This window comes from Herbaspirillum sp. Sphag64, from assembly GCF_014192645.1.
GTDB lineage: Bacteria > Pseudomonadota > Gammaproteobacteria > Burkholderiales > Burkholderiaceae_D > Herbaspirillum.
This window is the reverse complement of the sequence record NZ_JACHYE010000001.1, coordinates 219,197-244,257: the sequence shown is the minus strand read 5'-3', so window position 1 is coordinate 244,257 and position 25,061 is coordinate 219,197. Positions and strand designations below refer to the sequence as shown.

The 25,061-nt window shown below is 54.5% G+C and carries 25 protein-coding genes and 1 tRNA gene; 14 read left to right on the top strand and 12 right to left on the bottom strand.

All coding sequences use genetic code 11. The annotated features are described in order from the left end of the window. Nucleotides 1–51: 51 nt before the first annotated feature. The 4 genes from nadB to FHW66_RS01095 form a co-directional block, all read right to left on the bottom strand. On the bottom strand, nucleotides 52–1,659 hold the full coding sequence (nadB, locus tag FHW66_RS01110) for an L-aspartate oxidase (RefSeq protein WP_183377871.1): 1,608 nt from the start codon (nucleotides 1,657–1,659) through the stop codon (nucleotides 52–54). A gap of 141 nt (nucleotides 1,660–1,800) precedes the next feature. Then, complete coding sequence (gene purT, locus FHW66_RS01105; protein ID WP_183377870.1) at nucleotides 1,801–3,018, bottom strand: formate-dependent phosphoribosylglycinamide formyltransferase; 1,218 nt, start codon at nucleotides 3,016–3,018, stop codon at nucleotides 1,801–1,803. A gap of 252 nt (nucleotides 3,019–3,270) precedes the next feature. Then, the gene (locus FHW66_RS01100) at nucleotides 3,271–4,929 is read right to left on the bottom strand and encodes an MFS transporter (RefSeq protein WP_183377869.1); all 1,659 of its coding nucleotides are present in this window, start codon (nucleotides 4,927–4,929) and stop codon (nucleotides 3,271–3,273) included. A 150-nt stretch (nucleotides 4,930–5,079) separates the two neighbouring features. Beyond that, a complete protein-coding gene (locus FHW66_RS01095; protein ID WP_183377868.1) occupies nucleotides 5,080–5,697 on the bottom strand; it encodes a 3'-5' exonuclease in 618 nt (205 codons plus the stop codon). Between the two features lie 143 nt (nucleotides 5,698–5,840). Between FHW66_RS01095 and FHW66_RS01090 the strand changes: the two genes are divergently transcribed. From FHW66_RS01090 to FHW66_RS01075, 4 genes are all read left to right on the top strand, one after another. Next, nucleotides 5,841–6,143, top strand: a complete 303-nt coding sequence (locus FHW66_RS01090) for a Dabb family protein (RefSeq protein ID WP_183377867.1) — start codon at nucleotides 5,841–5,843, stop codon at nucleotides 6,141–6,143. Between the two features lie 12 nt (nucleotides 6,144–6,155). Beyond that, nucleotides 6,156–6,611 (top strand): PaaI family thioesterase, encoded by a 456-nt coding sequence (locus FHW66_RS01085; protein ID WP_183377866.1) that lies wholly within the window; start codon nucleotides 6,156–6,158, stop codon nucleotides 6,609–6,611. Then, on the top strand, nucleotides 6,608–7,039 hold the full coding sequence (locus FHW66_RS01080; RefSeq protein ID WP_183377865.1) for a GNAT family N-acetyltransferase: 432 nt from the start codon (nucleotides 6,608–6,610) through the stop codon (nucleotides 7,037–7,039). Before FHW66_RS01085 ends, FHW66_RS01080 begins: the two co-directional genes overlap by 4 nt. Before the next feature lie 303 nt (nucleotides 7,040–7,342). Next, nucleotides 7,343–8,665: a dicarboxylate/amino acid:cation symporter gene (locus FHW66_RS01075; protein WP_183377864.1), complete on the top strand. Its 1,323-nt coding sequence runs from the start codon at nucleotides 7,343–7,345 to the stop codon at nucleotides 8,663–8,665. A gap of 364 nt (nucleotides 8,666–9,029) precedes the next feature. Here the strand turns inward: FHW66_RS01075 and FHW66_RS01070 are convergent, their stop codons facing one another. From FHW66_RS01070 to FHW66_RS01060, 3 genes are read right to left on the bottom strand one after another with little or no spacing between them, the layout of a single operon-like run. After that, on the bottom strand, nucleotides 9,030–9,851 hold the full coding sequence (locus FHW66_RS01070; RefSeq protein ID WP_183377863.1) for an NRDE family protein: 822 nt from the start codon (nucleotides 9,849–9,851) through the stop codon (nucleotides 9,030–9,032). Next, nucleotides 9,842–10,129 carry a DUF4936 family protein gene (locus tag FHW66_RS01065; RefSeq protein ID WP_183377862.1) on the bottom strand — a complete coding sequence of 96 codons (288 nt, stop codon included), beginning with the start codon at nucleotides 10,127–10,129 and terminating at the stop codon, nucleotides 9,842–9,844. Before FHW66_RS01065 ends, FHW66_RS01070 begins: the two co-directional genes overlap by 10 nt. A gap of 31 nt (nucleotides 10,130–10,160) precedes the next feature. After that, on the bottom strand, nucleotides 10,161–11,234 hold the full coding sequence (locus tag FHW66_RS01060; protein ID WP_183377861.1) for a folate-binding protein YgfZ: 1,074 nt from the start codon (nucleotides 11,232–11,234) through the stop codon (nucleotides 10,161–10,163). Nucleotides 11,235–11,352: 118 nt separating this feature from the next. Between FHW66_RS01060 and mltG the strand changes: the two genes are divergently transcribed. From mltG to FHW66_RS01020, 8 genes are all read left to right on the top strand, one after another. Next, nucleotides 11,353–12,333, top strand: a complete 981-nt coding sequence (mltG, locus tag FHW66_RS01055) for an endolytic transglycosylase MltG (RefSeq protein WP_183378613.1) — start codon at nucleotides 11,353–11,355, stop codon at nucleotides 12,331–12,333. 57 nt (nucleotides 12,334–12,390) lie between these two features. Further along, nucleotides 12,391–13,050, top strand: coding sequence for a dTMP kinase (gene tmk, locus FHW66_RS01050; protein WP_183377860.1), 660 nt, complete (start codon nucleotides 12,391–12,393; stop codon nucleotides 13,048–13,050). Between the two features lie 10 nt (nucleotides 13,051–13,060). Further along, the gene (locus FHW66_RS01045) at nucleotides 13,061–14,101 is read left to right on the top strand and encodes a DNA polymerase III subunit delta' (RefSeq protein WP_183377859.1); all 1,041 of its coding nucleotides are present in this window, start codon (nucleotides 13,061–13,063) and stop codon (nucleotides 14,099–14,101) included. A gap of 72 nt (nucleotides 14,102–14,173) precedes the next feature. Continuing rightward, nucleotides 14,174–14,683 carry a GNAT family N-acetyltransferase gene (locus FHW66_RS01040; RefSeq protein ID WP_183377858.1) on the top strand — a complete coding sequence of 170 codons (510 nt, stop codon included), beginning with the start codon at nucleotides 14,174–14,176 and terminating at the stop codon, nucleotides 14,681–14,683. A gap of 129 nt (nucleotides 14,684–14,812) precedes the next feature. After that, nucleotides 14,813–16,144, top strand: coding sequence for an ATP-binding protein (locus FHW66_RS01035; RefSeq protein ID WP_183377857.1), 1,332 nt, complete (start codon nucleotides 14,813–14,815; stop codon nucleotides 16,142–16,144). 26 nt (nucleotides 16,145–16,170) lie between these two features. Beyond that, a complete protein-coding gene (locus FHW66_RS01030; RefSeq protein ID WP_183377856.1) occupies nucleotides 16,171–16,746 on the top strand; it encodes a response regulator transcription factor in 576 nt (191 codons plus the stop codon). A 39-nt stretch (nucleotides 16,747–16,785) separates the two neighbouring features. Beyond that, the gene (locus tag FHW66_RS01025; protein ID WP_183377855.1) at nucleotides 16,786–17,565 is read left to right on the top strand and encodes a TatD family hydrolase; all 780 of its coding nucleotides are present in this window, start codon (nucleotides 16,786–16,788) and stop codon (nucleotides 17,563–17,565) included. An 8-nt stretch (nucleotides 17,566–17,573) separates the two neighbouring features. Beyond that, nucleotides 17,574–18,230: an ankyrin repeat domain-containing protein gene (locus FHW66_RS01020; RefSeq protein ID WP_183377854.1), complete on the top strand. Its 657-nt coding sequence runs from the start codon at nucleotides 17,574–17,576 to the stop codon at nucleotides 18,228–18,230. Nucleotides 18,231–18,320: 90 nt separating this feature from the next. Here the strand turns inward: FHW66_RS01020 and FHW66_RS01015 are convergent, their stop codons facing one another. From FHW66_RS01015 to hpnD, 3 genes are all read right to left on the bottom strand, one after another. Next, the gene (locus FHW66_RS01015) at nucleotides 18,321–19,460 is read right to left on the bottom strand and encodes an alpha-hydroxy acid oxidase (protein WP_183377853.1); all 1,140 of its coding nucleotides are present in this window, start codon (nucleotides 19,458–19,460) and stop codon (nucleotides 18,321–18,323) included. A gap of 127 nt (nucleotides 19,461–19,587) precedes the next feature. Next, nucleotides 19,588–20,946: a hydroxysqualene dehydroxylase HpnE gene (gene hpnE / locus FHW66_RS01010; protein WP_183377852.1), complete on the bottom strand. Its 1,359-nt coding sequence runs from the start codon at nucleotides 20,944–20,946 to the stop codon at nucleotides 19,588–19,590. Next, complete coding sequence (gene hpnD / locus FHW66_RS01005) at nucleotides 20,939–21,772, bottom strand: presqualene diphosphate synthase HpnD (RefSeq protein ID WP_183377851.1); 834 nt, start codon at nucleotides 21,770–21,772, stop codon at nucleotides 20,939–20,941. The genes hpnE and hpnD overlap by 8 nt, the downstream gene beginning before the upstream one ends. Before the next feature lie 392 nt (nucleotides 21,773–22,164). Between hpnD and FHW66_RS01000 the strand changes: the two genes are divergently transcribed. Further along, nucleotides 22,165–23,001 (top strand): HDOD domain-containing protein, encoded by an 837-nt coding sequence (locus FHW66_RS01000; RefSeq protein WP_183377850.1) that lies wholly within the window; start codon nucleotides 22,165–22,167, stop codon nucleotides 22,999–23,001. 82 nt (nucleotides 23,002–23,083) lie between these two features. Here the strand turns inward: FHW66_RS01000 and dbpA are convergent, their stop codons facing one another. Continuing rightward, nucleotides 23,084–24,484 (bottom strand): ATP-dependent RNA helicase DbpA, encoded by a 1,401-nt coding sequence (gene dbpA, locus FHW66_RS00995; RefSeq protein ID WP_183377849.1) that lies wholly within the window; start codon nucleotides 24,482–24,484, stop codon nucleotides 23,084–23,086. 144 nt (nucleotides 24,485–24,628) lie between these two features. Beyond that, a tRNA-Met gene (locus tag FHW66_RS00990) sits at nucleotides 24,629–24,705 on the bottom strand. A 142-nt stretch (nucleotides 24,706–24,847) separates the two neighbouring features. On the opposite strand from FHW66_RS00990, the gene FHW66_RS00985 reads away from it, so the two are divergent. After that, nucleotides 24,848–25,060, top strand: a complete 213-nt coding sequence (locus FHW66_RS00985; protein ID WP_183377848.1) for a hypothetical protein — start codon at nucleotides 24,848–24,850, stop codon at nucleotides 25,058–25,060. Nucleotide 25,061 lies beyond the last annotated feature (1 nt).

The following is a 25,061-nucleotide window of genomic DNA, read 5'->3' as shown; positions in this document are numbered from 1 at the left end:
TTGATCCTTAAACCTTGGATTCAGCTGATTTACCTCGATTTGCCCGATCATTTATCTTTGCGAAGTAATTACGGTCGGCAAAGCCTTGGGTAAGGTATCAGGATAATCGAGGCTGTAATGCAAGCCACGACTTTCCTTGCGGGCCAATGCGCTGTTGACGATAAGCCCCGCCACCTCTACCAGATTGCGTAATTCCAGCAGATCCCGCGTGATGTGAAAATTGGCGTAGTACTCATCAATTTCTTCCTTCAGCAGGGCGATGCGATGTTGAGCGCGCTGCAGCCGTTTATCGGTACGCACAATGCTGACGTAATTCCACATGAAACGACGTAGTTCATCCCAGTTATGTGCGATGACAACTTCTTCATCGGCATCGGTTACACGACTGTCGTCCCACAACGGTAAATTCGTGAAGTCAGATTGTTCGTGGCTTGCCAGTTCCTGCTCTATGTGTTGCGCCGCAGCCCGTCCCAGTACCAGGCACTCCAGTAGCGAGTTGCTGGCCAAGCGATTGGCGCCATGCAATCCGGTATAGGCGGTTTCGCCGACGGCATACAGTGCTGGTAAATCGGTGCGGCCCGCCATGTCGGTGACGACGCCGCCGCAAGTATAGTGGGCCGCAGGCACTACCGGGATTGGTTGCTTGGTGATGTCGATGCCAAACTCCAGGCAACGTGCCTGAATTGTCGGGAAATGCTCGGCAATGAAAGCAGGGGAGTGATGGCTAATATCGAGATCAACGTGATCCAGACCGCGTTTTTTCATTTCGAAATCGATTGCCCGGGCAACGATATCGCGTGGTGCAAGTTCCTCCCGCTCGTCATGCCACGGCATGAAGCGACTACCCGCTGCAGTACCAGCACTGGCCGGCAGTTTCAATAAAGCACCTTCGCCGCGCAATGCCTCACTAATCAGAAACGATTTGGCGTAGGGGTGATACAGGCAGGTGGGATGGAATTGAATGAATTCCATGTTGGCTACCCGGCATCCCGCACGCGCAGCCATGGCAATGCCATCGCCGGTGGCGGAGTCCGGGTTGGAGGTGTACAGATAGACCTTACCCGCTCCACCGGTTGCCAGCACGGTATGTTTTGCAGCAATGGTGATGACCTGATTGCGTTCGATGTCTTGGACATAGAGACCAACGCAGCGGGCGTTGGCTTTAGGATCCAGTTTCTGCGCGTTGATGACATCAATGGCGCAATGATGTTCCAGCAGGGTGATATTGGGATGGTTGCGTACACGCTGTTCCAGCGTGACCTGTACTGCATGCCCCGTGGCATCTGCTGCGTGGATGATGCGGCGTTGGCTGTGACCGCCTTCGCGCGTCAGGTGGTAACCCAGCTCGGCCTTGTCGTCGCGCGTAAAGGGAACACCTTGTTCGATGAGCCATTCAATGGCCGCGCGGCCATGCTCAACGATGAAGCGGGTAGCGGCCAGATCGCACAGACCAGCGCCAGCAACCAGGGTGTCATCGATATGTTGATCATGGCTGTCGCCTGAGTCCAGTACGGCTGCGATTCCACCTTGCGCCCAGTTACTGGCCCCATCAAGTAGCTCGCCCTTGGAAACGATGACGACTTTTTTCTTTTCGGCAAGATGCAGGGCAACTGACAAACCGGCAAGTCCACTGCCGATGATGGCGACGTCGAATTTCATGAAGGCTCAGCTAAAGTAAATGGGGAGCAATAAAGCGTCCGATTATATCCGTCCGCTCAAAACAATGCCCGGTTGCGCGCAGGTCGCTACCGGGCATGGAATGCCAGTTCTGTCGTTGCGAGCAGATCAGGCGGGGCAATATTAGCTGGTTTTGACAGGTTTTACCTTGGCCGCTGCCTGCTTGGCACGAATCCGCGCATCTTCAACGTTGTCTGCAGCTGCCAGTGCGACTCCCATGCGGCGTCGTTCGAACGATTCGGGCTTGCCGAACAGGCGGATGTCGGTGCCGGCAATGCGCAATGCATCGGCAACGCCTTCAAAGGCGATACCCTTGGCATCGTGCTGGCCATAGATGACGGCGGAAGCACCCGGCGAACGCAACGCCACGTTGATCGGCAAGCCCAGAATGGCCTTGGCATGCAATTCAAATTCGCTCTGCACCTGACTGACCATGGTCACCATGCCTGTGTCATGTGGTCGTGGACTCACTTCCGAGAACCAGACCATGTCGCCTTTGACGAATAATTCGACACCGAACAGGCCCAATCCACCAAGATTGCCGGTGACCTTGCGGGCGATGTCACGGGCTTTTTCAAGTGCGGCTGGAGGCATTGCATGCGGCTGCCATGATTCAACGTAGTCACCCTTTTGCTGAATATGGCCAATGGGCTCGCAGAAGCTGGTCACGATCTCACCGTTTTCGGCCAGCGAGCGTACGGTCAGCAAGGTGATTTCGTAATCGAAATCGATGAATCCCTCCACAATCACGCGACCGGCATCAACCCGGCCACCTGCTGCTGCGTAGTTCCAGGCGGCTTCGACTTCGGCTGCGTTATCGATTTTCGATTGGCCTTTGCCAGATGACGACATAACCGGCTTGATGACACAGGGAAAGCCGATTTGCTGGGTTGCGGTCTTTAATTCTTCGAGGCTGTCGGCAAAGCGATACGGCGAGGTCGCCAAGCCCAGTGTTTCTCCTGCCAGACGGCGAATACCTTCACGGTTCATGGTCAGCCAGGCCGCCCGCGCGGTCGGAATGACACGTGCCTTGCCCGCTTGTTCCAGCTCCATCAGTGTCTCGGTGGCAATCGCCTCGATTTCAGGTACAACCAGATCTGGTTTTTCCTTTTCAATCAATGCTGCCAGAGCTGCGCCATCGGTCATGTTGATCACGTATGCGCGATGTGCCACTTGTTGGCCAGGTGCGTCGGCATAACGATCAACGGCAATCACCTCAACGCCCAGGCGCTGCAGCGCGATAATGACTTCCTTGCCGAGCTCGCCAGAGCCCAGCAACATGACTTTGGTAGCGGAGGGGGAAAGCGGAGTGCCCAGACGGACAGGTACGGAAGTGTTCATTTGGCGAGAAAGAAGAAAAAGAAGAGATGGGGGAAGTCAGACAATTCGCGCGACAATACCAAATCCTGGCGGTTTTGGACAGTCGAAATTGACGGCATGATGGCATTGTTATTGTAGCAATTGCTCACAAGGATTGGTCTGCGGACAGTTACGGTAGACCTTGCATCGCCATCAAGCCTGATTAATGGCAAACAAAAAAGCCAGTCAGGATTACTCCTGACCGGCCTTCATTTTCTTGCTTCTACAGCTTAATCAATCCTGTGCATAAATGTCGTTGTCCTTGGTTTCACGAACGAACAACATGCCGATCACAAAGGTGACCAAGGCAATGACGATTGGATACCAGAGACCGTAGTAAATGTCGCCCTTGAACGCCACCAGTGCGAACGCTGTTGTTGGCAGCAAACCACCGAACCAGCCATTGCCGATGTGATAAGGCATGGACATGGAGGTATAGCGGATACGGGTAGGGAACATTTCCACCAGCGCCGCAGCAATCGGGCCATAGACCATTGTTACGTAAAGTACCAGAATGAACAGCAGCAGCAACACCATTGGTTTGTTCATTTGATCAGGATCGGCTTTGGTCGGATAACCCGCAGCCTTGATTGCGTCTGCCAGTTCTTTTGAGAACGCCTTGTCCTTAGCTGCGGCATCTTCCTTGGACAATCCGGCAGCCTCATACGAGGTCAGCGTGATGTCGCCGATCTTGATCGTCGCTGCTACACCGGGAGCACCTGGTACATTTTCGTAATTCACTGAAGCTGCGGACAGTTTGGCTTTGGCAATGTCGCAGGAGGAGGTGAATTTCTTGGTGCCTGTCGGATTGAACTGGAACTGGCAGCTCGCCGGATCAGCTGTCACGATCACCGGTGCTTTTTGCAACGCTGCTTCCAGTGCCGGATTGGCAAAGTGCGTCAGGCCATGGAAGATCGGGAAATAAGTCAACGCTGCAATCAGGCAACCGCCCAGAATAATTGGCTTGCGACCGATCTTGTCAGCCAGCGAACCGAAGATCACAAAGAATGGTGTTGCCAGCAGCAGCGCCAGTGCGATCAAAATATTGGCCAGTGCACCATCGACCTTGAGCGATTGCGTCAGGAAGAACAGCGCGTAGAACTGACCGGTGTACCAGACCACTGCCTGACCTGCAGTCAGGCCGACGAGGGCAAGGATCACCATTTTCAGGTTTTTCCATTGACCAAAGGCTTCCGACAGTGGTGCCTTGGAGACTTTGCCTTCGGACTTCATCTTCAGGAAGGCTGGTGACTCATGCATCGACAACCGGATCCAGACGGATACACCCAGCAGGATGATCGACACCAGGAAAGGAATACGCCATCCCCAGTCGGCAAAAGCGGCTTCGCCAACAGAGGTGCGCACACCAAGAATGACCAGCAGCGACAGGAACAGGCCCAAAGTCGCAGTGGTTTGAATCCAGGCAGTAAATGCACCGCGCTTGTCATCCGGTGCATGTTCTGCGACATAAGTGGCTGCGCCACCATATTCGCCACCCAGAGCCAGGCCTTGCAGAATACGCAGGCTGATCAGGATGATCGGTGCTGTGATACCGATGGCACTGTAGTTAGGCAGGATACCGACGATGAAGGTCGACGCCCCCATGATCAGGATTGTCATCAGGAAGGTGTACTTGCGACCGATCATGTCCCCCAGACGGCCAAAAACCAGTGCACCAAACGGACGTACGATGAAGCCGGCGGCAAATGCCAGCAGCGCAAAGATGAAACCTGTATTCGGATCTGTGCCTGCAAAGAACTGCTTGGCAATGATCGCGGCGAGCGAGCCGTACAGATAAAAGTCATACCATTCAAAAACGGTACCGAGTGAAGAGGCAAAGATTACTTTGCGTTCTTCCGGGGTAATGCCGCGCCCAGTGGATGCTGTCGCCATGCTTGTCTCCTTGTTAATTATTTATTTAGATGTACAAACCGGCGATCCATGTTACCTGGAGCCCATTTGTGCATGCTTGGAGTGTGCGACGTGAACCTTACGCAAGACTTGCTTGAAACTTACACAAGCTTACAGCGCGGCAAGACCTTTTCAGGCGGCTCTTTGCTGTAAAAAAGCGTCTACCTTGGCTGCCGGCATGCGACCAATGGTGGCCAGCAAGGCAGGATCGATTGCCGTACAACGGTAATGGTGGTGTAGACGTTCACCGAGACGGATCAGCAAGGCAGCCGATACTTCGGCATCCGCCTCGGCACGGTGGGCGTTGCCGCTAAAGCAGATGCCCTGACTGGCAGCGATGTTGCCCAGCCGGTAGCTGTCCAGGCCCGGCAACAGGCGGCGCGACAGCAGTAATGAGCAGACCAGCTCGCTATAGTTGACGCGCAGATCCAGACGTTCGCTCTCAGCTGCCAGGAATTTGGCGTCAAAGCTGGCGTTGTGTGCGGCAAGCGCATCCGTACCGATGAAGTCGAGTAACTCAGGCAATACCTTTTCTACGTCCGGTGCGTTGTCCACCATGGACTGTGAGATGCCGGTCAGTGCGGTAATTTCAGTGGGAATATCGACCCCACAATTGATTAGTGATACGAACCGCTCGACGACCTGACCTTCGACAATACGAAGTGCTGCAACTTCTGTGATGCGAGCACCTTGGGCCGGACTCAGTCCTGTGGTTTCGAAGTCCAGCATGACGATAGGTTGGTTGATCACGGCAGCACGCATTCGGTAAAAATCAAGGCGCCATTGTAAACGCTGCTTCCGTCTGTATGCAGAGAAAATGCAGCGCTTGCCGCGACAGGCCCGGCTGGCTTGGCTTATCATTCTGGTTTTATTGGATGCTGCTGGAGAAAGCTGTGCTAAAACATATCGTCATGTGGAAACTCAAGGAACATGCAGAGGGTGCCGACAAGGCAAGCAATGCGCAGAAGCTGAAAGTCATGCTGGATGCCTGTAGCGCATTGGTGCCAGGGATCCTGAAGTTCGAGGTGGCACTGGCACAGCCGGGACTGGAGGCAACTTATGATGTGATTTTGTACGCTGAATTTGCGTCCCGGGAAGTCCTTGATGCGTATCAGGAGCATCCTGATCACATCAAAATCAAACCTTTCGTGGGAGCGATTCGAGAGGCTCGGCAATGCATGGATTACGAAATCTAAGCGGTTGTCATCATGGCTTATTTGTTATCCGAAGTATTTGCCAACGGCAATCCGTATCTGGAGAGTCTGGGTGTTGAAGTGCTCGAATATGGGGATGGACGTGCCAGCATGGCCCTGCAATTACGTCCTGAATTCATGAACAGTTGGCACGTAGCTCAAGGTGGAATCACCATGACGCTGCTTGATGTCGCAATGGGTCTGGCTGCCCGCACTGCGGTCCCGGATGCCAAGTCCTCAGCGACGGTCGATATGAGTACCAGCTTCCTGCAGCCGGCCGGCAAGACTGGTGACACCATTGTTGCGCGCGGACGTGTCTATCATCGTTCCACGACCATGTGTTTTTGCGACGCCGAGCTGTGGAACGGCACGTTGCTGGTTGCCAAGGCAATGGGAACCTTCAAGGCCATCAAGCGCATCGATATTGCCAGAAAGCTGACGCACGAGCATATGAAGGAGCAGACGCAATGACGATTGAAGCAACGATCACGACGGGCGATTGGATGAGCCTGCGCAGCGACGCCACGTTGATTCGCCTCGAAGTTTTTGTGATCGAACAGCAAGTGCCGTCAGAGCTGGAGCTCGACGAGATGGACGCGCAATGTCTGCATGCAGTCGCTTACGATGCTGCCGGGACACCGATTGCGACCGGTCGTCTGCTGCCCGACGGTCATATTGGGCGTATGGCGGTGCGCAAGAGTGGTCGTGGTTGCGGTGTTGGTGCTCTGGTCTTGCAGACGCTGATGCAAGCGGCTCGGGAACGTGGTGACAGGCAAGTGGCGCTGAACGCCCAGACGCATGCCAGCGCGTTTTACGCTCGTTATGGCTTTGAAGCCGATGGCGATGAATTCATGGAAGCCAATATCCCGCATATCCACATGCGGGCAACGTTGGACTGACGCACAGTGGCGGGTGCGCTGTCATCAGGCGCATTTGGTCCGTTGAAACTGGGTGCGCATATTGCGGTGCGGCATTTTGCTCCTGCTTGCATTGCCCGCAAAACCTTTGCTGGTCTGTATTTTCTCTTCTGTTGGATATCGGCACTACCGCACAGTTTTGTTGTGGTTTCCCACAATATCTAGCGGTATCCTGCTCATGCATACTTGCGCCCGCAGAGCCTTTGGACAGCGATTGCGCTGTTCCTCGGTTCTCCTGCCGCTGCAGGACAAGTTTCTAAAATCTCATAATAATCGGAGAACAGCATGGCCACTAAGCCGCCACTTTATAAATCACTTTACATTCAGGTGCTTGTCGCCATCACCATCGGTGTGCTGGTCGGACATTTCTATCCGCACACTGGTGAAGCGATGAAGCCGCTCGGCGAAGGTTTCATCAAACTGATCAAGATGATCATCGCCCCTGTGATCTTCTGCACCGTGGTACTGGGTATCGCCGGGATGGAAGACATGAAGAAGGTAGGTAAGACAGGTGGACTGGCACTGCTGTACTTTGAAGTGGTCAGTACGCTGGCATTGGTGGTTGGTCTGGTACTGGTCAATGTGCTGCAGCCTGGCGCTGGCATGAATGTGGATGTCTCCACGATCGATACCAAGAATATCGCGGCCTATACCAATCCAGACAAGATGGGTGGCATTACCGATTATCTGATGAATATCATCCCTAACAGCATGGTCGATGCTTTTGCCAAGGGTGATGTGTTGCAGGTATTGCTGATTTCCGTGTTGTTCGGGTTCGCGCTGCACAAGTTCGGTGGCCGCGGCACCTTGATTTTCGACTTCATTGAAAAAATCTCGCACGTTCTGTTCTCTGTGGTTGGTACCATCATGAAGGTCGCACCAATTGGCGCCTTCGGTGCGATGGCCTTTACCATTGGCAAGTATGGTGTTGGTTCGCTGCTGTCGCTCGGCAAGCTGATGGGAACCTTCTATCTGACCTGCCTGATTTTCATCTTCGTGGTGCTGGGAATCATTACCCGCCTGCATGGCTTCAGCGTCTGGAAGTTCGTCAAGTACATCAAGGAAGAACTGCTGATTGTTCTGGGGACCTCCTCCTCGGAGTCGGTGCTGCCACGCATGCTGGTGAAAATGGAAAAGCTGGGCGCCAAGAAGACCGTGGTTGGCCTGGTCATTCCTACTGGTTATTCGTTCAACCTGGACGGTACAGCGATTTATCTGACCATGGCGGCAGTATTTATTGCACAGGCGACCAATACACCGATGACGCTGGTGCAGGAGTTGACCTTGCTGGCGGTGCTGCTGCTGACATCGAAAGGTGCTGCAGGTATTACCGGTAGTGGCTTCATCGTATTGGCGGCGACATTGTCAGCGGTTGGTCATGTTCCAGTCGCCGGTCTCGCACTGATTCTGGGTATCGACCGTTTCATGTCAGAAGCGCGTGCATTGACCAATACGGTCGGTAACGGCGTGGCGACGTTGATTGTTGCGAAGTGGAGCAACGAACTGGATGAGAAGCGCTTGCATGCAGAACTTAACAACGAAGGCACGACCGATCTGGTCGATGATGTTCAGGCTGCAAGTGGTGATGTCAAGGCGCATCACGGTTGATAGCTTGCTGCAGGAAAGCTGGGTAGGTTTGATCGACGTTGCTCAGCAGTGGTGAAAATAGCAAAAAATGAAAACGGCGGCAGGGCTTGAGTCCTGGCGCCGTTTTTGCGTGGTCCGCGCGTTGCTTGATTGCTTGATTCTAGCGGATTGATTTCCAGGGCGATGCTTGTCCTTTGCGCTGCACCATCAGATTTCACGTCAGAAAAATAGGCAAAAAAAAGCCCGCGACCTGAAGGTGCGGGCTTAAATCCAATTCTTTAAGGAGGAAATTGGAGGAGACAGGTATTACTTTACTGCTCCGCATCAAATATGCCTACTTTATTTGTCAAATATCAGATATATCATTTGTTTATATCAGGCGGTGTCAGCTCAGACTTTCCGGCGTTGGCTTGATCTTCAGTTTGCACGGTGAATGTTTTTGCTGCGGTTCGGTCGCTGGTGGTGCCTCGCAAGAGGAAATCGGATCTGCAACCTGTTCGCTTAATACAGGCTCACCGATAATCGGTACACGCACTACTGTCGAGGCGCGGGTACCATAGTCTGGCGCGCAAATGAAGATGGACGAGAGAATCCGCTCCCATTCAATGCTCACGCCGGTACTCGGCAGCCTGCAGTCGTTGGCACGGGTACTGTCAGCCAGCAGTTCAAAAAAGGTTTCTTCGGGTGCGCCCAGGCAGAGCAGGCTGGAAAACTGCGCCTTGGCGCGCGTGACTTTGGGCCATGGCGTATCCAATAAGGCATTGGACAAGCCATAGACACCGTACTCCAGCGGCTTGCCATTCCTTGGATCAGCATCGCCCCGATTGGAATACCACAATAGAGTTTCACGGTCACCGACAAGCAGGTTGAAGCCGTTGTAGTCATTGGCTCTGGGCCGGAGTTGTTCAATATAGTCGGCCGGAGATAAATTTCCAGACAGATACTCGGACACCAGCTTGCCTCTGGTTGGTGCATCAGGGCGCTTCTCGGATGGCGCACGGATATTGGTGATCGCAGCGAACCGGCCCTGTCGTGTTACGCCAAGCCAGGTACCACCACCTTGCAGATCGCGACCGGCGAAGACATCCGGTTGATCTTCCCACCAGCCTGCAGCGCTGGCCGGCCGTAGATAAAATTCATCACGATTGGCGGCAGCGATCAGCGGCATGCCGGGAATCACTTTCCAGGCAAAAATGATCAGGCACATGAGGAAAAGTCCATAAAATGTTCACTATGGCGTTCGCCCTCGATCACATCATCGAGACCGGCGGTGGCGATGGTGTCATTGAGCACGCGTTCAAAGTCGGGCGGAACGTCCCTGTAAATTTCCATCCAGGTATGTTTGCCCTCCAGCTCCTGCGGGCGTCGTTTGAGCTCGGCGCTAACACCGGTGCCTTGTTTCAGCATTGCCTGCAATGCCAGCACCTGTCGCTGCAACAGTGACGCTTTGTTGCTGGGTACGCGGTAATAGATATACAGATCCATTGACATTCCTCGCTGCGCCGACCGGGCATGGTTACTGTGGTTCCGTGAGTGCGTATGGCAGCGCTTGCAATTGCAGGACAGGCCCGTCAGGTGTTCCGAGATGGATGCTGCCGTTTTCTGTCGCCGCAAGCTTGAGCTCCACCAGACATGCCGACTGACCATCATCGGCCGGTTCGGCATTAACAATCATGCCGCAAGGCTGGCCCGGGTCGGCGCTGGAGAAGACCTCGCTACCGGCCTGTGCAGTGGCTGCAACCAGGGCTAGTAGGCTGCGTCGCTTGAGCTTGCCCAGATACTGGCTGCGTGCGACGATTTCCTGACCGGGATAGCAGCCTTTCTTGAAATTGATGCCACCGACCAGTTCAAAGTTGATCATTTGCGGCACAAACTGCTCTTGTGTCGCTTTGGTAATGACAGGGATACCTGCATAAATATCGCTCAGGCGCCAGGCTCGGCCGGGCGCTGCGCGCAATACCGAAGTGACTTGTGCCCAGTAATCCTGCGCTTGATCGGCTGGCAAAATCCATTGGTAACGGGGTGCCTGACGACTGTCTTCAAGGCGGATCAAAGTGCCATGCTGATTGTCGATTTTGGCGTAGGCTTGGGCCGGCAAGTTGGGAAACCACTGCAGCAGGACTTGCGCAGCGGTATCGCCGACCAGGCCGAGAGCGACACGTTGATCACTCTGGTCACTCAGTTTGACTTTGGCGCGCAAGACAAACATCTGCAAGCGCTTCTGAATCGCAGGCAATAGGGTGCGTGGCAACTGAAGCCAGATATGGTCGGCATCCTTCCACATCAAAAAACTGGCCAGCAAACGACCTTTTGGCGTGCAGTAGCCAGCCAGACGGGCAGAGCCAAGGTCGAGCCTTTCCACGTCGTTGGTTAGTTGATTGTGCAGAAAACTGGCGGCATCGTCGCCATGCAGAGCAATCAGGCCGAGCTCGGTCAGCGGCGCGATGAATTGCTTGGGGAATGGGGTGGCAGCGGCTTCAGCGAGCTGGAGAGTTTCGGTACCATTGGTACTGTCAGGGCTAGCAATGGAGGCACCTTGTTGTGTCAGAAAGGATAGCCACGGTGCGCTCACGAGCGATGTTTCAGTCATAAATTAGCTTACTCAGGTCGACAACGATTATCATTGGAACAAGTCTTTACCACGTCCCAGGCTCGATTATAGTGGCGCCATGAAAACGCGTCAGCTTGAGTCAGATTTTGATCCGATGATGAAAAAAATTATTTACTTCCTTTTCCTGCTGTGCGTGGCGCTTGCCTGTGGTGCCTTGTACTGGGTATCGCAGCCGATTCTCGTTCTGGACCAAAAATCTGTTGAATTCACCATCACCCCCGGCAGCGGGGTGTTCGGCGCAGCACAGCAGATTGCCGATGCCGGCGTTCCGGTTAATCCGGTCTTGTTCGCTTTGCTGGCCCGGGCCAGCGGCAAAGGTAACCGTCTGAAGGCCGGTAGTTATGAGCTCAAGCCTGGCAGCACCCCGTTGCGCTTGCTGGAGCAACTGGTGCGCGGCGAATTTGCGCAGGAGTCACTCACGATTATCGAGGGCTGGAGTTTCCGGCAAATGCGCCAGGCAATCGCTACCCACGAGGGCTTGAAGCATGACAGTGTGAACTGGTCTGACAGTGAGTTGATGAGCAAGATCACGCCAGACTTCAAGCAGCCGGAGGGCTTGTTCTTCCCTGATACGTATCTGTTTGCCAAAGGTGTCAGTGATCTGCAGATTTATCGGCAGGCCTTCGGATTGATGAATAAACGTCTGATGGATGCCTGGGCCAAGCGCGATGTCAGTTTGCCTTACCAGACTCCTTACGATGCATTGATCATGGCTTCCATCGTCGAAAAGGAAACCGGCCAGAAATCCGAGCGTGGCATGGTGGCGGCTGTGTTTGTCAATCGTTTACGGGTGGGCATGCCGCTGCAAACAGACCCCACTGTCATCTATGGCATGGGGGATCGCTATCAGGGCGCGATCCATAAAAGTGATCTGCTGACCGATACCCCTTACAATACCTATACCCGTAAGGGTTTGCCGCCAACGCCGATTGCCTTGCCAGGTGCAGCATCGCTGGCGGCAGTGATGAACCCGGATAAAACCGATGCGCTGTACTTCGTGGCACGTGGCGATGGCACAAGTTATTTTTCTAACAATCTGAATGAGCATAATCAGGCTGTGAACAAATACCAGCGCTAATGTCAGGCCATTTTCAGGCCATTTTTTCTGTAATTTTCGTGACTCCTTTTATTCCTTATGACGTTACCAGGAAAATTCATTACCTTTGAAGGCATAGATGGTGCCGGTAAATCGACCCATATTGCCTTCGTCGCCGAGCAGTTGCGCGCACATGGCCTGACTGTCGTAACTACAAGGGAACCCGGTGGTACACCGCTAGGTGAGCGCCTGCGGGAACTGCTGCTGCACCAGAAAATGCACCTTGAAACGGAAGCCCTGCTGATGTTCGCTGCACGTCGTGAGCATGTGGCCGAAGTGATTGAGCCGGCGCTAGCCCGAGGCGACTGGGTGATCTCTGACCGTTTCACCGATGCCAGCTTTGCTTATCAGGGCGGCGGTCGGAAATTGCCATTGCCCAAGCTGGAGCTGCTTGAGCAGTGGGTGCATCCCAATTTGCAGCCGGATTTGACGCTGTTATTTGACGTGCCCTTAGCCATAGCGCGCGCGCGCCTCGATGCTGAACGCAGCCTCGATAAGTTCGAGGAGGAAAAGGCCGATTTCTTTGCCGCTACCCGTGCTGAGTATCTGCGCCGCGCCGCGCAATTTTCACAACGCTTTTGTGTCCTTGATTCCAGTCGTGCCATTGCCGAGATCCAGCAGGATATCCGCCAGGTGCTGGCAGCGCTGGTCGAGCGCGCTGCGGTCTCCGGCGCGACCTCTGCGCCATCCTCATTTTGATTGTTTTCGCATGACTCAATCCGTATTCCCTTGGTTAGAGGAAAGTTGGCAGCAACTACAACAGTTGCGTGCTCGGTTGCCGCACGCGATCCTGTTCTATGGGCCTGAAGGTATCGGCAAGACCGCGTTCGTAGAGTCGTTTGCGCAATCCTTGCTGTGCGAGTCAGTGCAAGCTGATGGTCATGCTTGTGGAGCATGCGCCTCGTGTGGCTGGTTTTCACAATACAACCATCCCGATTATCGACGCGTGCGACCAGAGGTGCTCGATGGCGAGGATGCCATTGATACGGGAGATGGAAGTGAGAGTAGCGAAGATAAAAAGTCTGCCAAAGCCAGCAAGACGCCATCGAAAGAAATCAAGATTGACCAGATTCGCGCGCTATCCGATTTCATGAACGTTTCCACACACCGCTCCGGAATGCGTGTGGTGGTTCTTTATCCGGCCGAGGCACTCAACACCGCGGCCGCCAATTCACTGCTCAAGACTTTGGAAGAGCCGCCACCGCAGACCATGTTCCTGCTGGTGTCGAATCGTCTGGATCGTTTGCTGCCGACCATTCTGTCACGTTGTCGCAAGTTTGCACTGGCATTGCCTTCGCATCAGGCTGGTCTGGCGTGGTTACAGCAGCAGAACATCAAAGATGCTGATGTCTGGTTATCTGAACAGGGTGGCGCGCCGTTGGCTGCTTTGCACGCGGCATCAGGTGACGGGCGCGAGGTCATGGACGAGTTTTTGCGTTGTCTTGGCCAGCCAAGTATTGATGTTGCCTTGAAGACAGCAGAGCGTCTGCAGAAAACTGCTGTCGCTGATCTGGTGGGATGGCTGCAACGCTGGCTCTATGATTTGCTGGCAATGAAGTCGGGCGCTGCACCACGTTACTATCCGCGTTACGCCAGGGAGTTGAATGCCTTGCTGCCAAGGCTGGACACGGTAGCGTTGGCTGGCGCGCTCAAGGCGGCTAATGAGCGCCGTGCGATTGCCGATCATCCGCTGTCAGCGCGCCTGTTTATTGAAGAAATGCTGCTGGAATACCAGCAATTGTTCACCTGATTTTTTGTTGTAATTCATTGTTAGCAATTGCTCTCATTTTATTGCGCTACTTATTTTTAGATTATTTTTCTCATGACTACTCCACTGACTTACACGCATCGTCTGGCTCGCCAGGAAGACCTCCCGGCAATCGTTGCTATCTATAACAGCACCGTGGCCTCACGCGAGGTGACTGCCGATACTGAACCGGTATCCGTTGCTTCGCGTCAGGCCTGGTTCGATGAACACACGCCAGACAAGCGCCCGCTGTGGGTCGCAGAGCGTGATGGAGAAGTGATTGGCTGGTTGTCGTATTCCAACTTCTATGGCCGTCCAGCGTATGCTGGTACTGCCGAACTATCGATCTATTTGCATGAAAAGGCGCGCGGTCTGGGCTTGGGGCGCTATTTCCTGGAGCAGGCCATCGCCTTTGCTCCGAGTATCAAGGTCCATACCTTGCTGGGCTTTGTGTTTGGGCATAATGTGCCAAGCCTGAAGCTGTTTGATGCGTTCGCCTTCGAGCGTTGGGCGAACATGCCGCGCGTTGCCACATTAGACGGTGTCGAGCGTGACCTCGTTATTTTAGGGAAACGGGTAGCCTGATCTACTTGCGCAGGCTCATGTTTGGCCGGATTCCATAAAAGGGCAGATCTTCGGGTCTGCTTTTTTACAGGTGGACTCTGGTAAGCGCCTGACTGCACCAGCTTGTCGTGCAAGGAATATAATCCCTGCATGCCTTTACATTCCTTGTCACGACCATTGCCGCAGCAGCAATTACTGCTACGGGTGTTCTGGATGCGCTGCATTGCGATGCTGGCGCAATTGGCATTGGTCGCTGCTGTGGCTCTTCTGATAGAACTGACGTTGCCATTACAAGAGCTATTTTCCTTGTTTGCAACGATGGCCTTGTTCAATGCTTTCACCTGGTGGCGTTCACAACGTCGGCGGCCAGTGCACGAGACTGAATTGTTGCTGCAGTTATTTGTCGATGTATCTGCCTTATCGCTGGTGTTGTATTTCACTGGTGGAGCAACCAATCCTTTTGTTTCGTTTTATCTGCCCACATTAGCAGTTGCCGCGGCAATTTTGCCGACGTCGTTCGCCTTGCTGCTGGCCCTGTATTCGTTGATTTGCTATTCGCTACTGACGACTTTTTACCAGCCGTTGCACGTGCATGATGCGATGCAGGGTATGCACTATCATCTGATTGGCATGTGGCTTAATTTTCTGGTCTCAGCAGCCTTGATTACCTGGTTCGTTACCCGCATGTCGGCAACGGTTCGCGGGCGCGAGGCACAGCTGGCGCAAGCCCGGGAGCAGCACTTGCTGGATGAGCGCATTGTGGCACTGGGGACGCAGGCAGCCAGTGCCGCCCATGAAATGGGAACGCCGCTGTCGACTGTTGCGCTGATCGCTGGAGAGCTGCACGTCGAAGCCAGTCGTAACGAGGCCTTGCGTCCCTTCCGTGAAGATTTGACGATCATTGAAGAGCAAATTGTATTGTGCAAGACGGCGCTGGACAAAATGAGCATGCATGGCAAGCCCTCGGCGACCGAAGCAGTCCTCAGTTTGACAGATTGGCTCCGCCATTTTTTTAATACCTGGCGTTTGCGTCACCCGGCGGTGGCAGTGCGTCTGTCGCTCGATGAAACCAGTTTCCCCGTAACCCAGCCTCAATTGCTGGCGCAAGTGTTGTCAACCTTGCTCGATAATGCAGCCCAGGCAGTGGGCAATGTCGCTGTCGTTGAGTTGGAATTGCGTATACATGCTGCCAGTATCACTATTTGCGTACGCGATGAAGGCCCCGGAATCGCTGCGGAGTTGCTCACGCGTCTGGGCTATGAGCCGGTGCGCAGCACAACCGGTGGTAAGGGCATTGGCCTGATGTTGGCGTTTGCCATGGCACGACAGTTGGGCGCCAGGCTGGCACTGGCATCCAGGCAGGGACAAGGCACCACAGCCTTGTTGACATTGCCGTTGAGTATGCCCGTCAGCATCGCGGTTTCAACATCCAGACCGGCGGTTGATGCACCCGTGGCACCGCCAATAAAAGATCGGCCATGATCCAGGAATGATCGAATAAATCCACCATGAATAATGCGTTTCTGATTCTTGACGATAACGAAGTCTTTGCCACCACGCTAGCGCGCTCGCTGACGCGCCGCGGTTTCAGCGCGACCATCGCCTCTTGCGGCGAAGCTGCGCTGGCAGCGGCTGCACAAATTCCGTTTGATTACGCAACCATTGATCTGCAACTGAAGCATGATTCTGGCTTGCAGTGGATCGCACCATTACGGCGCCAATTGCCACAGGCACGATTGCTCGTTCTGACGGGCTACGCCAGCATCGCCACGACAGTGCAGGCGATCAAGGCTGGTGCGGACAATTATCTTGCCAAGCCAGCCAATCTCGATTCGATCCTGTCGGCGTTGGCGCAATCTTCCGCCAGTAACGATGATGGTCTGTTCAGCGAGGCGGATGCTGTTACCGAGACCATCAAGCTCGGTGTGACAGCGACTCCGCTGTCGGTAGAGCGGCTCGAATGGGAGCACATTCAGCGTATTCTGACGGAGCATCAGGGAAATATCTCGTCGACGGCGCGTGCCCTGAACATGCACCGTCGCACCTTGCAACGCAAATTGGCCAAGCGACCAGTCGCAAGATAGAAATCAAATGGGGGGTGATGGCGTAAAATAGCAGCCATCATGTATATCGATTCCCATTGCCATATCAATTTCCCCGAACTGGCTGCACGTCTGCCGGAAATTTTCGACAAGATGAACGAGAACAAGGTTAGTCATGCCTTGTGCGTGTCGGTCAACTTACCTGAATTCCCGCAGGTGTTGGCGTTGGCGGAACAGTATCCCAATGTCTACGCATCGGTCGGCGTGCATCCCGATTACGAAGACACACCGGAACCTTCCCTTGAGCAACTGGTGTCATTGGCCGACCATCCACGGATCGTCGCCATCGGTGAAACCGGGCTCGATTATTACCGGCTGCAAGGTGATCTGGAGTGGCAGCGCGAGCGCTTCCGCATCCATATCCGTGCTTCACGTCGGACTGGCAAGCCGCTCATCATTCACACCCGCTCTGCGTCTGAGGATACGATTCGCATCCTGCAAGAAGAGGGCGCCAGTCCTCAAGCTGGTGGTGTGGCAGGGGTGATGCATTGCTTTACCGAGTCACAGGAAGTCGCTGAGGCTGCCATTGCGCTCGGATTTTATATTTCGTTTTCTGGCATTGTTACCTTCAAAAGTGCCAAGGCCTTGCAGGAAGTCGCCCGCACCATACCGCTCGAGCGCATGCTTATCGAGACCGATTCGCCTTATCTTGCTCCCGTGCCTCATCGAGGTAAAACCAATGAGCCAGGACTGGTCAGACATGTGGCAGAATTCATTGCCGATTTGCGTGGTATTCCGGTAGAGCAGGTTGCACGCCAGACCAGTGAGAATTTCTTTCAGTTGTTCAAGATGGCAAAATGAGGTTTTCCATGTTGCAGCGTTTGACTTCGCGTTTTCTTCTCCCACTTCTGGCGCTTGCACTACTGACACCGTTGTCAGCCAGTGCTGGTTCTTACGAGGACTACTTTGATGCGGTCAAACTGGATGCGCCTTATCAGTTTCAGAAAGTGATGCGGCGCGGACTCGGCCCCAATCTGATTGAGCCGGAGCATGGTTACACGCCGCTGCTGCTGGCGATCAGAATGGGATCGCCAAAAATCATCCAGCTCTTGCTTGAGACGCCGGGCGTCGATCTGGAGGCAAAAGCCGTGAATGGTGATACTGCCATCATGCTGGCGGCCTTTTATGGTGACTTGCCACTGGTTAAGACACTGCTGGAGCGGGATGTTCAAGTCAATCGCCCAGGCTGGACGGCGCTTCACTACGCGGCCATCAATGGCAGTTCTTCTATCGTGAAATTGTTATTGGATGCGTCGGCTTATATCGATGCAGAATCGGCTGAGGGGCAGATGACGCCGATCATGCTGGCAGCAATGCGAGGACGTACTTCGGTGGTGCGCTTGCTCAAGGAAGAGGGAGCTGATCTCTCGCTCAAGAATGCGGATGGCATGACGGCACTGGATCTGGCGCGTCACTACGAAAGAACGGATATCGTGGATTTGCTGAGTCAGCCAGAAAAGCCCTGAGTATTGAGGCGCTTGAACAAAAATAAAGCCGGCCAGGAAGTGTCTCTGGTCGGCTTTTTTAATCAGTCGCGGAATATGGTCCGAGCTGAATTAGCGACGGATCAGCAGATCGGGGCCGACATCCTTGATATTCTTGGTGCCGGTCAAGGCCATGCTGACATCGAGTTCCTTGTGCAGGATTTCGAGCATCTTGGTAACACCTTCACCGCCCATGGCGCCCAGGCTGTAGAGGAAAGCACGGCCAATCATGGTGCCCTTGGCGCCTAATGCGGTGGCCTTGAGAATATCCTGACCGGTGCGAATACCACCATCAAACCAGACTTCAATCTGATCGCCAACTGCCTCGGCAATCGCAGGCAGGGCTTCTATCGAAGACATCGCGCCGTCAAGCTGGCGACCACCGTGATTACTTACTACCAGCGCATCGGCACCGGTTTGTGCGGCAATTTTGGCATCCTCAACATCCAGAATGCCTTTGAGAATCAGTTTCCCACCCCATTGCTCCTTGATCCATGCCACGTCATCCCAGTTCAAGGTAGGGTCGAACTGACTCGCAGTCCATTGGCTCAAGGTTTGAATCCCCTTGCCGCCACCAGTGATGTGGCCGGCAAGATTGCCGAAGGTTTTGCGTCCCGACAGCGCACGTAGTGCCCAGCCAGGCTTGGTCGCAAGATCGAGCAAGGTATCCAGCGTCAGTTTCGGTGGCACAGACATGCCATTTTTCAGATCCTTGTGACGTTGTCCCAGAATTTGCAGGTCCAGCGTCAGTACCAGTGCAGAGCACTTGGCCGCCTTGGCGCGCTCGATCATGGATTTGACGAAGCCACGATCGCGCATCACGTACAGCTGAAACCAGAACGGCTTGGTGGTCACGCTGGCGACATCTTCAATCGAGCAGATGCTCATGGTCGATAACGTAAAGGGAATACCGAATTTTTCAGCAGCAATCGCCCCCAGCATTTCGCCATTGGCCCATTGCATGCCGGTCAATCCAGTTGGCGCGATGGCAACCGGCATGGTGACATCGTGACCGATCATGGTGGTGCGGGTAGAGCGTTGGTCGACATTGATCGCCACGCGTTGGCGCAGCTTCAGTGCAGCCAGATCATCGGTGTTGGCGCGGTAGGTGCTCTCGGTGTACGAACCACTGTCGGCATAGTCATAAAATGCCTTCGGCACCCGTTTCTTGGCAAGCAGGCGTAAATCTTCAACACAGGTGATGACAGGCATGATGGGCTCCCAGTGATTTTGTATGAGTTAAATGACTGGGCCATATCCTAGAGCAAACCGTGAGGTTTTGGGATGAAACCCTTTGCGCTCAGGCATGAAAAGTTTCGCAGCGAACGGTTGACGCGCTTTAAAGGCTTTGCGTGATTCGCTGCGCTGCCGCAATACCACTCAGGACAGCCCCTTCCAGGGTGGCTGGGTAGTTGCCGGCAACGTAGTCGCCAGCCAGTGCCAATCCCTGCGGCAGCGAACTGTTATCTGGTCGGCGTAACCCAGGCGTGCAGGAGAAGGTTGCTCTCTTTTCGGAAACGACCTTACTCCATCGTGGCGATTGCAGCTGTGGGTTTTGCAGTTGCTGTGCCAGCTGTGCGGTAATACGGGCAGCCAGCGCAGTGTGCCCCAGTTCGATCGCCAGATCGGCAGCGCTGACAATGACGGCTAGCAGGCCTGCATCGCGTGGGTCATCACTGAGTTGCGCCCGATCAAAGACAAACTGCCCCCAGCAATGCTGTTGGGGATCATCACGCAGTGCATAGAAGGGGGCAGCCAGGCGCAGCGTCGGGTCATATTGCAGATAGCAGGTGCTGATGGCTTCATGCGTCATCTGGCGCAGGAGATCGATATTGCTGCCATCGCCACTTTCGCTGATTTCACCTAGCAATTCTGCGGCTGCTTCCGGCCCGGTTGCCAGTACGATGCCATCAAAGGATTGCGCTGCCTGTGTGTGGCGCAAGCTGAGCTCCCATCCTCTATCGGCTTGTGGACTGTGGCGTAAGGAACGCACTGCATGCGCGGTTTCAACCACGCCACCATTGCGCTGCACAAAAGCAGCGGCCGGTTCAGGAAGCAGGGCGCTCAGATTGACGCGCGGTAGCAACATGTCCGAGGCGGCACGGCGTGCGCCCAGGCTATCGCGCAAGACATTCAGAAATATCTGCGCCGAGGCACGTTCCGGTGGGGTGTTCAGTGCCGCGATGCAGAGTGGATACCACAGCAGACCTTGCAGGCGATCAGTCTGATCGAAGCGGTTCAACAGTTCGGCGACGCTGCAATCGTCATTGAGCTGCCATCCCATCCAGCGTGCGGTGCTTGAGAAGCGGGCCAATGACATCTTGTCCTGGCCGCTAAGTCCACCTGCTCGCAGCAACGCCACCAGCACGTGCCATGGCGCTGGCAGACGTGGTGCTACAAAATCCATACCGTCACATCCTGCCGGGTAGCGCATTTGCAGTGGCAGTCGTAACAGGGCAGTCTTGGTATCGACGCCCACAGTCTTCAGCATCTTTAGCGTGGCTTTATAGGCCCCCAGAAGGATATGTTGACCGTTATCCAAGGTGCGATCATCCAGGCTCACCCGGCGTGCACGTCCGCCCAAGGTACGGGAAGCTTCAAGTAGCGTGACCTGATGTCCGGACTGAACCAGAGTGACGGCCGCCGCGCAGCCTGCCCAGCCAGCACCGATCACTGCAATATGGGCTGGCTTAGCCACGAACGTAGGTTTTCCACGCCAGCCAGAGTTTGCGGATGGGCGTCAGCGAGATGCGTTGGTTCAGCACATGAAATCCATCGCGCTCAATCTCTGTGAGCAGGGTGCGATAGATCGCGGCCATCATCAGTCCGGGGCGTTGTGCGCGACGGTCCTGTTTGGGTAGTAAGGCAAAGGCTTCGTCATAGGTGCGTTGGGCGCGCTCAACCTGAAAGCGCATTAAGCGCTCAAAGTTCTCGCTATGGCGGGCGTTGAGAATATCGGCTGCAGTCACGTTGAATTGCTGCAATTCGTTGACTGGCAGATAAATCCGACCCTTGCGGCTGTCTTCGCCAACGTCACGGATGATGTTGGTCAGTTGAAATGCCAAACCCAATTTTTCAGCGAACTGCAATGTCTGTTCCTGCGTAACGCCGAAGATGCTGGCCGAGAGGATGCCGACAACACTAGCCACATGCCAGCAATAACGCTGCAGACCGATGAAGTCGAGATAGCGGGTCTGATCCAGATCCATCTCCATACCATCGATGATTGCCTGCAAATGCTCGCCCTTGAGTCCATAAGTAGCCATGTGCGGCGCCAGCGCCAGCGTCACTGGATGGCTGGGGTTGCCCTGCAGCATGGCGGCGATTTCCTTGCGCCACCAGATCAGTTTGGTGCGGGCGACGTTGGTATCGCTGATTTCATCAACGGTGTCATCCACTTCCCGACAGAAAGCATACAGTGCAGTAATGGCACGGCGTCGCTCGTTAGGCAGGAACAAAAAGCTGTAATAAAAGCTGGAGCCGCTCTGGGCTGCCTTTTGCTGGCAATAGTCGTCAGGAGACATGAAGTGGAAATAGGGGTCGAGTCATGATGGAGCAATGCGTGACATCTACTCTAAATGGTGGTCTGTAAAATCAGACCCGATGTGCCGGCACAGTTCGCGAAGCCGCTATGCTAGCCGACTAGCTGATGAAGGGCAATCGTCTCGTTTCTGCCTAGGGCGAATGTCCGGTCTTAAGGGGGCGACAAGTACTTTGCTGGCGGTGATATGTTGTTGCAGCAGTAGACGTTGTACATTAAGCTTTGAGCATCCGTTGCAGGTAAGCAGGATACTGATTTGACGCGTAAGTCATGCCGTTTGCATGCGAACTGCTGTGCGATGTTGTTTGATTATTAATAAAGCGCCGGGTGTACACATATCCGGCCCGAGACGACAAGCGAGGAGGGGAATTTTTCATGAACCGACTGGAAGCTTTCAGAACCATCGCGGCGCAGGCGAGCCGTGGTGAGCTGGTCTTTCCGACCAACGTCAATGCATCGATCAAATTGCAGAAGGCACTCAGTGATCCGAACGGTCACCTTGAGACTGCGGCCAAGCTGGTAATGGCGGAGCCGTTGTTGTCTGCGCGGACGGTCGCAATTGCCAATTCAGCCGCCTACAACCGCTCCGGTGGCGAAATCAATAATGTGCGTGCGGCCGTGATGCGGCTCGGTTTCAAGACGCTCGGCGCGATTACCACGGCAGTCATTGTTCGTCAGCTCGGGCGTAATATTTCCGATTCTGAAATGCGCGTCAAGGCGGCGCAGCTTTGGGAACATACCGCTAACGTAGCGGCCTTGTCTTATATCCTCGCAAAAAAAATGACCCGGTTGGATCCCGAAACTGCCATGTTTGCGGGTATCGTGCATGATGTCGGCGGTTTTTATCTGCTGTCGCGTACGGATGAATTCCCTGGTCTGCTTGATGGGGGAACCGAAGATTGGGCTGAATACGGCGAAAAGATCATCGGTCGTGCCGTGTTGCGCAAGCTGGGCATCCCTGATCCCGTCATGACGGCAATTGAATCGCTGTGGCATGGCATTCGCGTGCTGCCTCCGGAAACCCTGGGTGACATTCTTCTGCTGGCCAAGGAGTTGTCGCCAGTGCCGTCGCCGTTCCAGAAATCAGCGGAACAAGGTGGTCTGGGGCATGAGACGATTGTGGATGAGTTTATTGGCGACGTCAGTCTGCACGAGCTGCTTGATGAGTCGGGCGAGGAAATTCGTTCATTGACATCCGCATTGCTGGTCTGAGCTGCTTGTAGAAAGCTGTTCTTCACAAAAAAAGCAGCCGCATGGGGCTGCTTTTTTCATGCCCGGATCACGCGCGGCAGTGTCAGACGGTACGCAGCAGACGCATCTTAAACTGCCGACCTTTGATATTTCCATTGGACAGTTTTGTGCAGGCCTTATCTGCGATCCGATAGTCTAGTGCGACGTAGGTTGAAAATTCGAAGACATTGATTTTGCCAACCTGCTCCTTGCTCAGACCAACGTCACCGGTCAGTGCACCTAGCAGGTCGCCGGGACGCAACTTGTCCTTTTTCCCACCCTGAATACACAAGGTGCGCATAGGTGCGCGCAGCATCGTATCGGCAGCGACCTCCAATGCATCGAGATCGAACCACTGCACCGGGCTGGCCTGATATTGCTCGATCAGCTTGACCCAGCGTTTTTCATTCGGTGTGCACAAGTTTAGTGCCAGTCCCTTGTCCTGACCACGACCGGTGCGTCCGATGCGATGAATATGGACTTCGGTATCACGGGTCACGTCGACGTTGATCACGGCGCTGAGATTGGCGATATCGAGGCCGCGTGCAGCAACATCGGTTGCCACCAGTACCGAGCAGCTCTGATTGGCAAACTGCACCAGAATTTCATCACGTTCGCGTTGTTCCAGGTCTCCGTACAGTGCCAGTGCACTGAAGCCCAGCGCACGTAATTCTTCTGCCAGTTCGCGGCAGTGAATCTTGGTGTTGCAAAAGGCCAGTGTCGATACTGGCTGGTAATGCTGCAACAGCCGGGCTACCGCCATATTGCGCTGCTCCGGTGTGATTTCAAAGAAGCGTTGTTCAATTTTGTCGCCGTCATGCTGGGCTTCGACCTTCACCTCAGCTGGATCACGCAGAAACCGGTCGCTGGCCTTGCGAATATCGTCTGGGTAGGTCGCTGAAAACAGCAGCGTCTGGCGACGCGCCGGACAGGCGCTGACAATCCCTTCGATGTCTTCGTAGAAGCCCATATCTACCATTCGATCAGCTTCATCCAGAACCAGTGTCTGTACTGTCGATAGATTGATGCTGCCGCGCCCGATGTGGTCGCGGATGCGGCCGGGCGTGCCAACCACAATATGGGTGCCATGCTCCAGTGAGGCCATCTGCGGACGCATTGATGTACCGCCGCACAAGGTCAGAATCTTGATGTTCTCGGTGAAGCGGGCAATCCGGCGCAATTCATTGGAAACCTGATCTGCCAGCTCCCGGGTCGGGCAGATGACCAGACCTTGAATTGCAAAATAAGTCGGATTAAGGTGGTGTAGCAGACCAATCCCGAAAGCTGCCGTCTTGCCACTGCCAGTCTTTGCTTGAGCGATCAGATCGCGGCGCTCCAGAATGATGGGTAGACTGGCAGCCTGGATCGAGGTCATTTCATGGTAGCCAAGTTGTTCCAGGTTGCCGAGCATGGCCTCGGTCAGCGCCAGACTGGAAAAGGAAGCAGAAGGCGAGGTAGTGAGCATGATGGGCCCGAATCTGTGCAAAGATGAAAGATGAACGAAGTCTAGCAGAGGCGCGCTGTGGGTTGCGTGCGGCGTGCCGGAGGATTGCGCTGACGCAAAGCAAAAAGGCTTGCACCCTATTTCGTGTGCAAGCCCTTGCGAATATGGTTGCGGGGGCAGGATTTGAACCTACGACCTTCGGGTTATGAGCCCGACGAGCTGCCAGACTGCTCCACCCCGCGTCTGAGGAGGCGAATTATATAGAGCATTAATTTGAATAGCAAGCAGTGATTCGCATTGGTCAGTAAATAAATTATTTCTATCGCTGGACGCTGGAGCAAACTCGCGCGTAAACTGCCGTTCCGCGAAAAACAGGAGGCTGGGATGACTTATGAAGAATACCTGGATGAGGTAACGACCTTGATCACGGAGCTTTACGATGCTACCGATGCAGAAGCCATCAAGTGGGTTGTGCAGGCGCAGGCCAACGAGTTCTTCGTAGCGCATGACGACCATGAAAGCATGCGCACGCAAGAGCGGGCGGCGCAGGATGCGCGGACCATCTTCAAGCAGCGCAAAAAATCGCTGAAAAGATAAC

Bases quoted from the DNA above. Each gene is read 5' to 3' on its own strand.
- nadB (WP_183377871.1), bottom strand. From the start codon at position 1,659: ATGAAATTCGACGTCGCCATCATCGGCAGTGGACTTGCCGGTTTGTCA.
- purT (WP_183377870.1), bottom strand. From the start codon at position 3,018: ATGAACACTTCCGTACCTGTCCGTCTGGGCACTCCGCTTTCCCCCTCC.
- FHW66_RS01100 (WP_183377869.1), bottom strand. From the start codon at position 4,929: ATGGCGACAGCATCCACTGGGCGCGGCATTACCCCGGAAGAACGCAAA.
- FHW66_RS01085 (WP_183377866.1), top strand. From the start codon at position 6,156: ATGGCTTATTTGTTATCCGAAGTATTTGCCAACGGCAATCCGTATCTG.
- FHW66_RS01080 (WP_183377865.1), top strand. From the start codon at position 6,608: ATGACGATTGAAGCAACGATCACGACGGGCGATTGGATGAGCCTGCGC.
- FHW66_RS01075 (WP_183377864.1), top strand. From the start codon at position 7,343: ATGGCCACTAAGCCGCCACTTTATAAATCACTTTACATTCAGGTGCTT.
- FHW66_RS01070 (WP_183377863.1), bottom strand. From the start codon at position 9,851: ATGTGCCTGATCATTTTTGCCTGGAAAGTGATTCCCGGCATGCCGCTG.
- FHW66_RS01065 (WP_183377862.1), bottom strand. From the start codon at position 10,129: ATGGATCTGTATATCTATTACCGCGTACCCAGCAACAAAGCGTCACTG.
- FHW66_RS01060 (WP_183377861.1), bottom strand. From the start codon at position 11,234: ATGACTGAAACATCGCTCGTGAGCGCACCGTGGCTATCCTTTCTGACA.
- mltG (WP_183378613.1), top strand. From the start codon at position 11,353: ATGAAAAAAATTATTTACTTCCTTTTCCTGCTGTGCGTGGCGCTTGCC.
- tmk (WP_183377860.1), top strand. From the start codon at position 12,391: ATGACGTTACCAGGAAAATTCATTACCTTTGAAGGCATAGATGGTGCC.
- FHW66_RS01045 (WP_183377859.1), top strand. From the start codon at position 13,061: ATGACTCAATCCGTATTCCCTTGGTTAGAGGAAAGTTGGCAGCAACTA.
- FHW66_RS01040 (WP_183377858.1), top strand. From the start codon at position 14,174: ATGACTACTCCACTGACTTACACGCATCGTCTGGCTCGCCAGGAAGAC.
- FHW66_RS01035 (WP_183377857.1), top strand. From the start codon at position 14,813: ATGCCTTTACATTCCTTGTCACGACCATTGCCGCAGCAGCAATTACTG.
- FHW66_RS01030 (WP_183377856.1), top strand. From the start codon at position 16,171: ATGAATAATGCGTTTCTGATTCTTGACGATAACGAAGTCTTTGCCACC.
- FHW66_RS01025 (WP_183377855.1), top strand. From the start codon at position 16,786: ATGTATATCGATTCCCATTGCCATATCAATTTCCCCGAACTGGCTGCA.
- FHW66_RS01020 (WP_183377854.1), top strand. From the start codon at position 17,574: ATGTTGCAGCGTTTGACTTCGCGTTTTCTTCTCCCACTTCTGGCGCTT.
- FHW66_RS01015 (WP_183377853.1), bottom strand. From the start codon at position 19,460: ATGCCTGTCATCACCTGTGTTGAAGATTTACGCCTGCTTGCCAAGAAA.
- hpnD (WP_183377851.1), bottom strand. From the start codon at position 21,772: ATGTCTCCTGACGACTATTGCCAGCAAAAGGCAGCCCAGAGCGGCTCC.
- FHW66_RS01000 (WP_183377850.1), top strand. From the start codon at position 22,165: ATGAACCGACTGGAAGCTTTCAGAACCATCGCGGCGCAGGCGAGCCGT.
- dbpA (WP_183377849.1), bottom strand. From the start codon at position 24,484: ATGCTCACTACCTCGCCTTCTGCTTCCTTTTCCAGTCTGGCGCTGACC.
- FHW66_RS00985 (WP_183377848.1), top strand. From the start codon at position 24,848: ATGACTTATGAAGAATACCTGGATGAGGTAACGACCTTGATCACGGAG.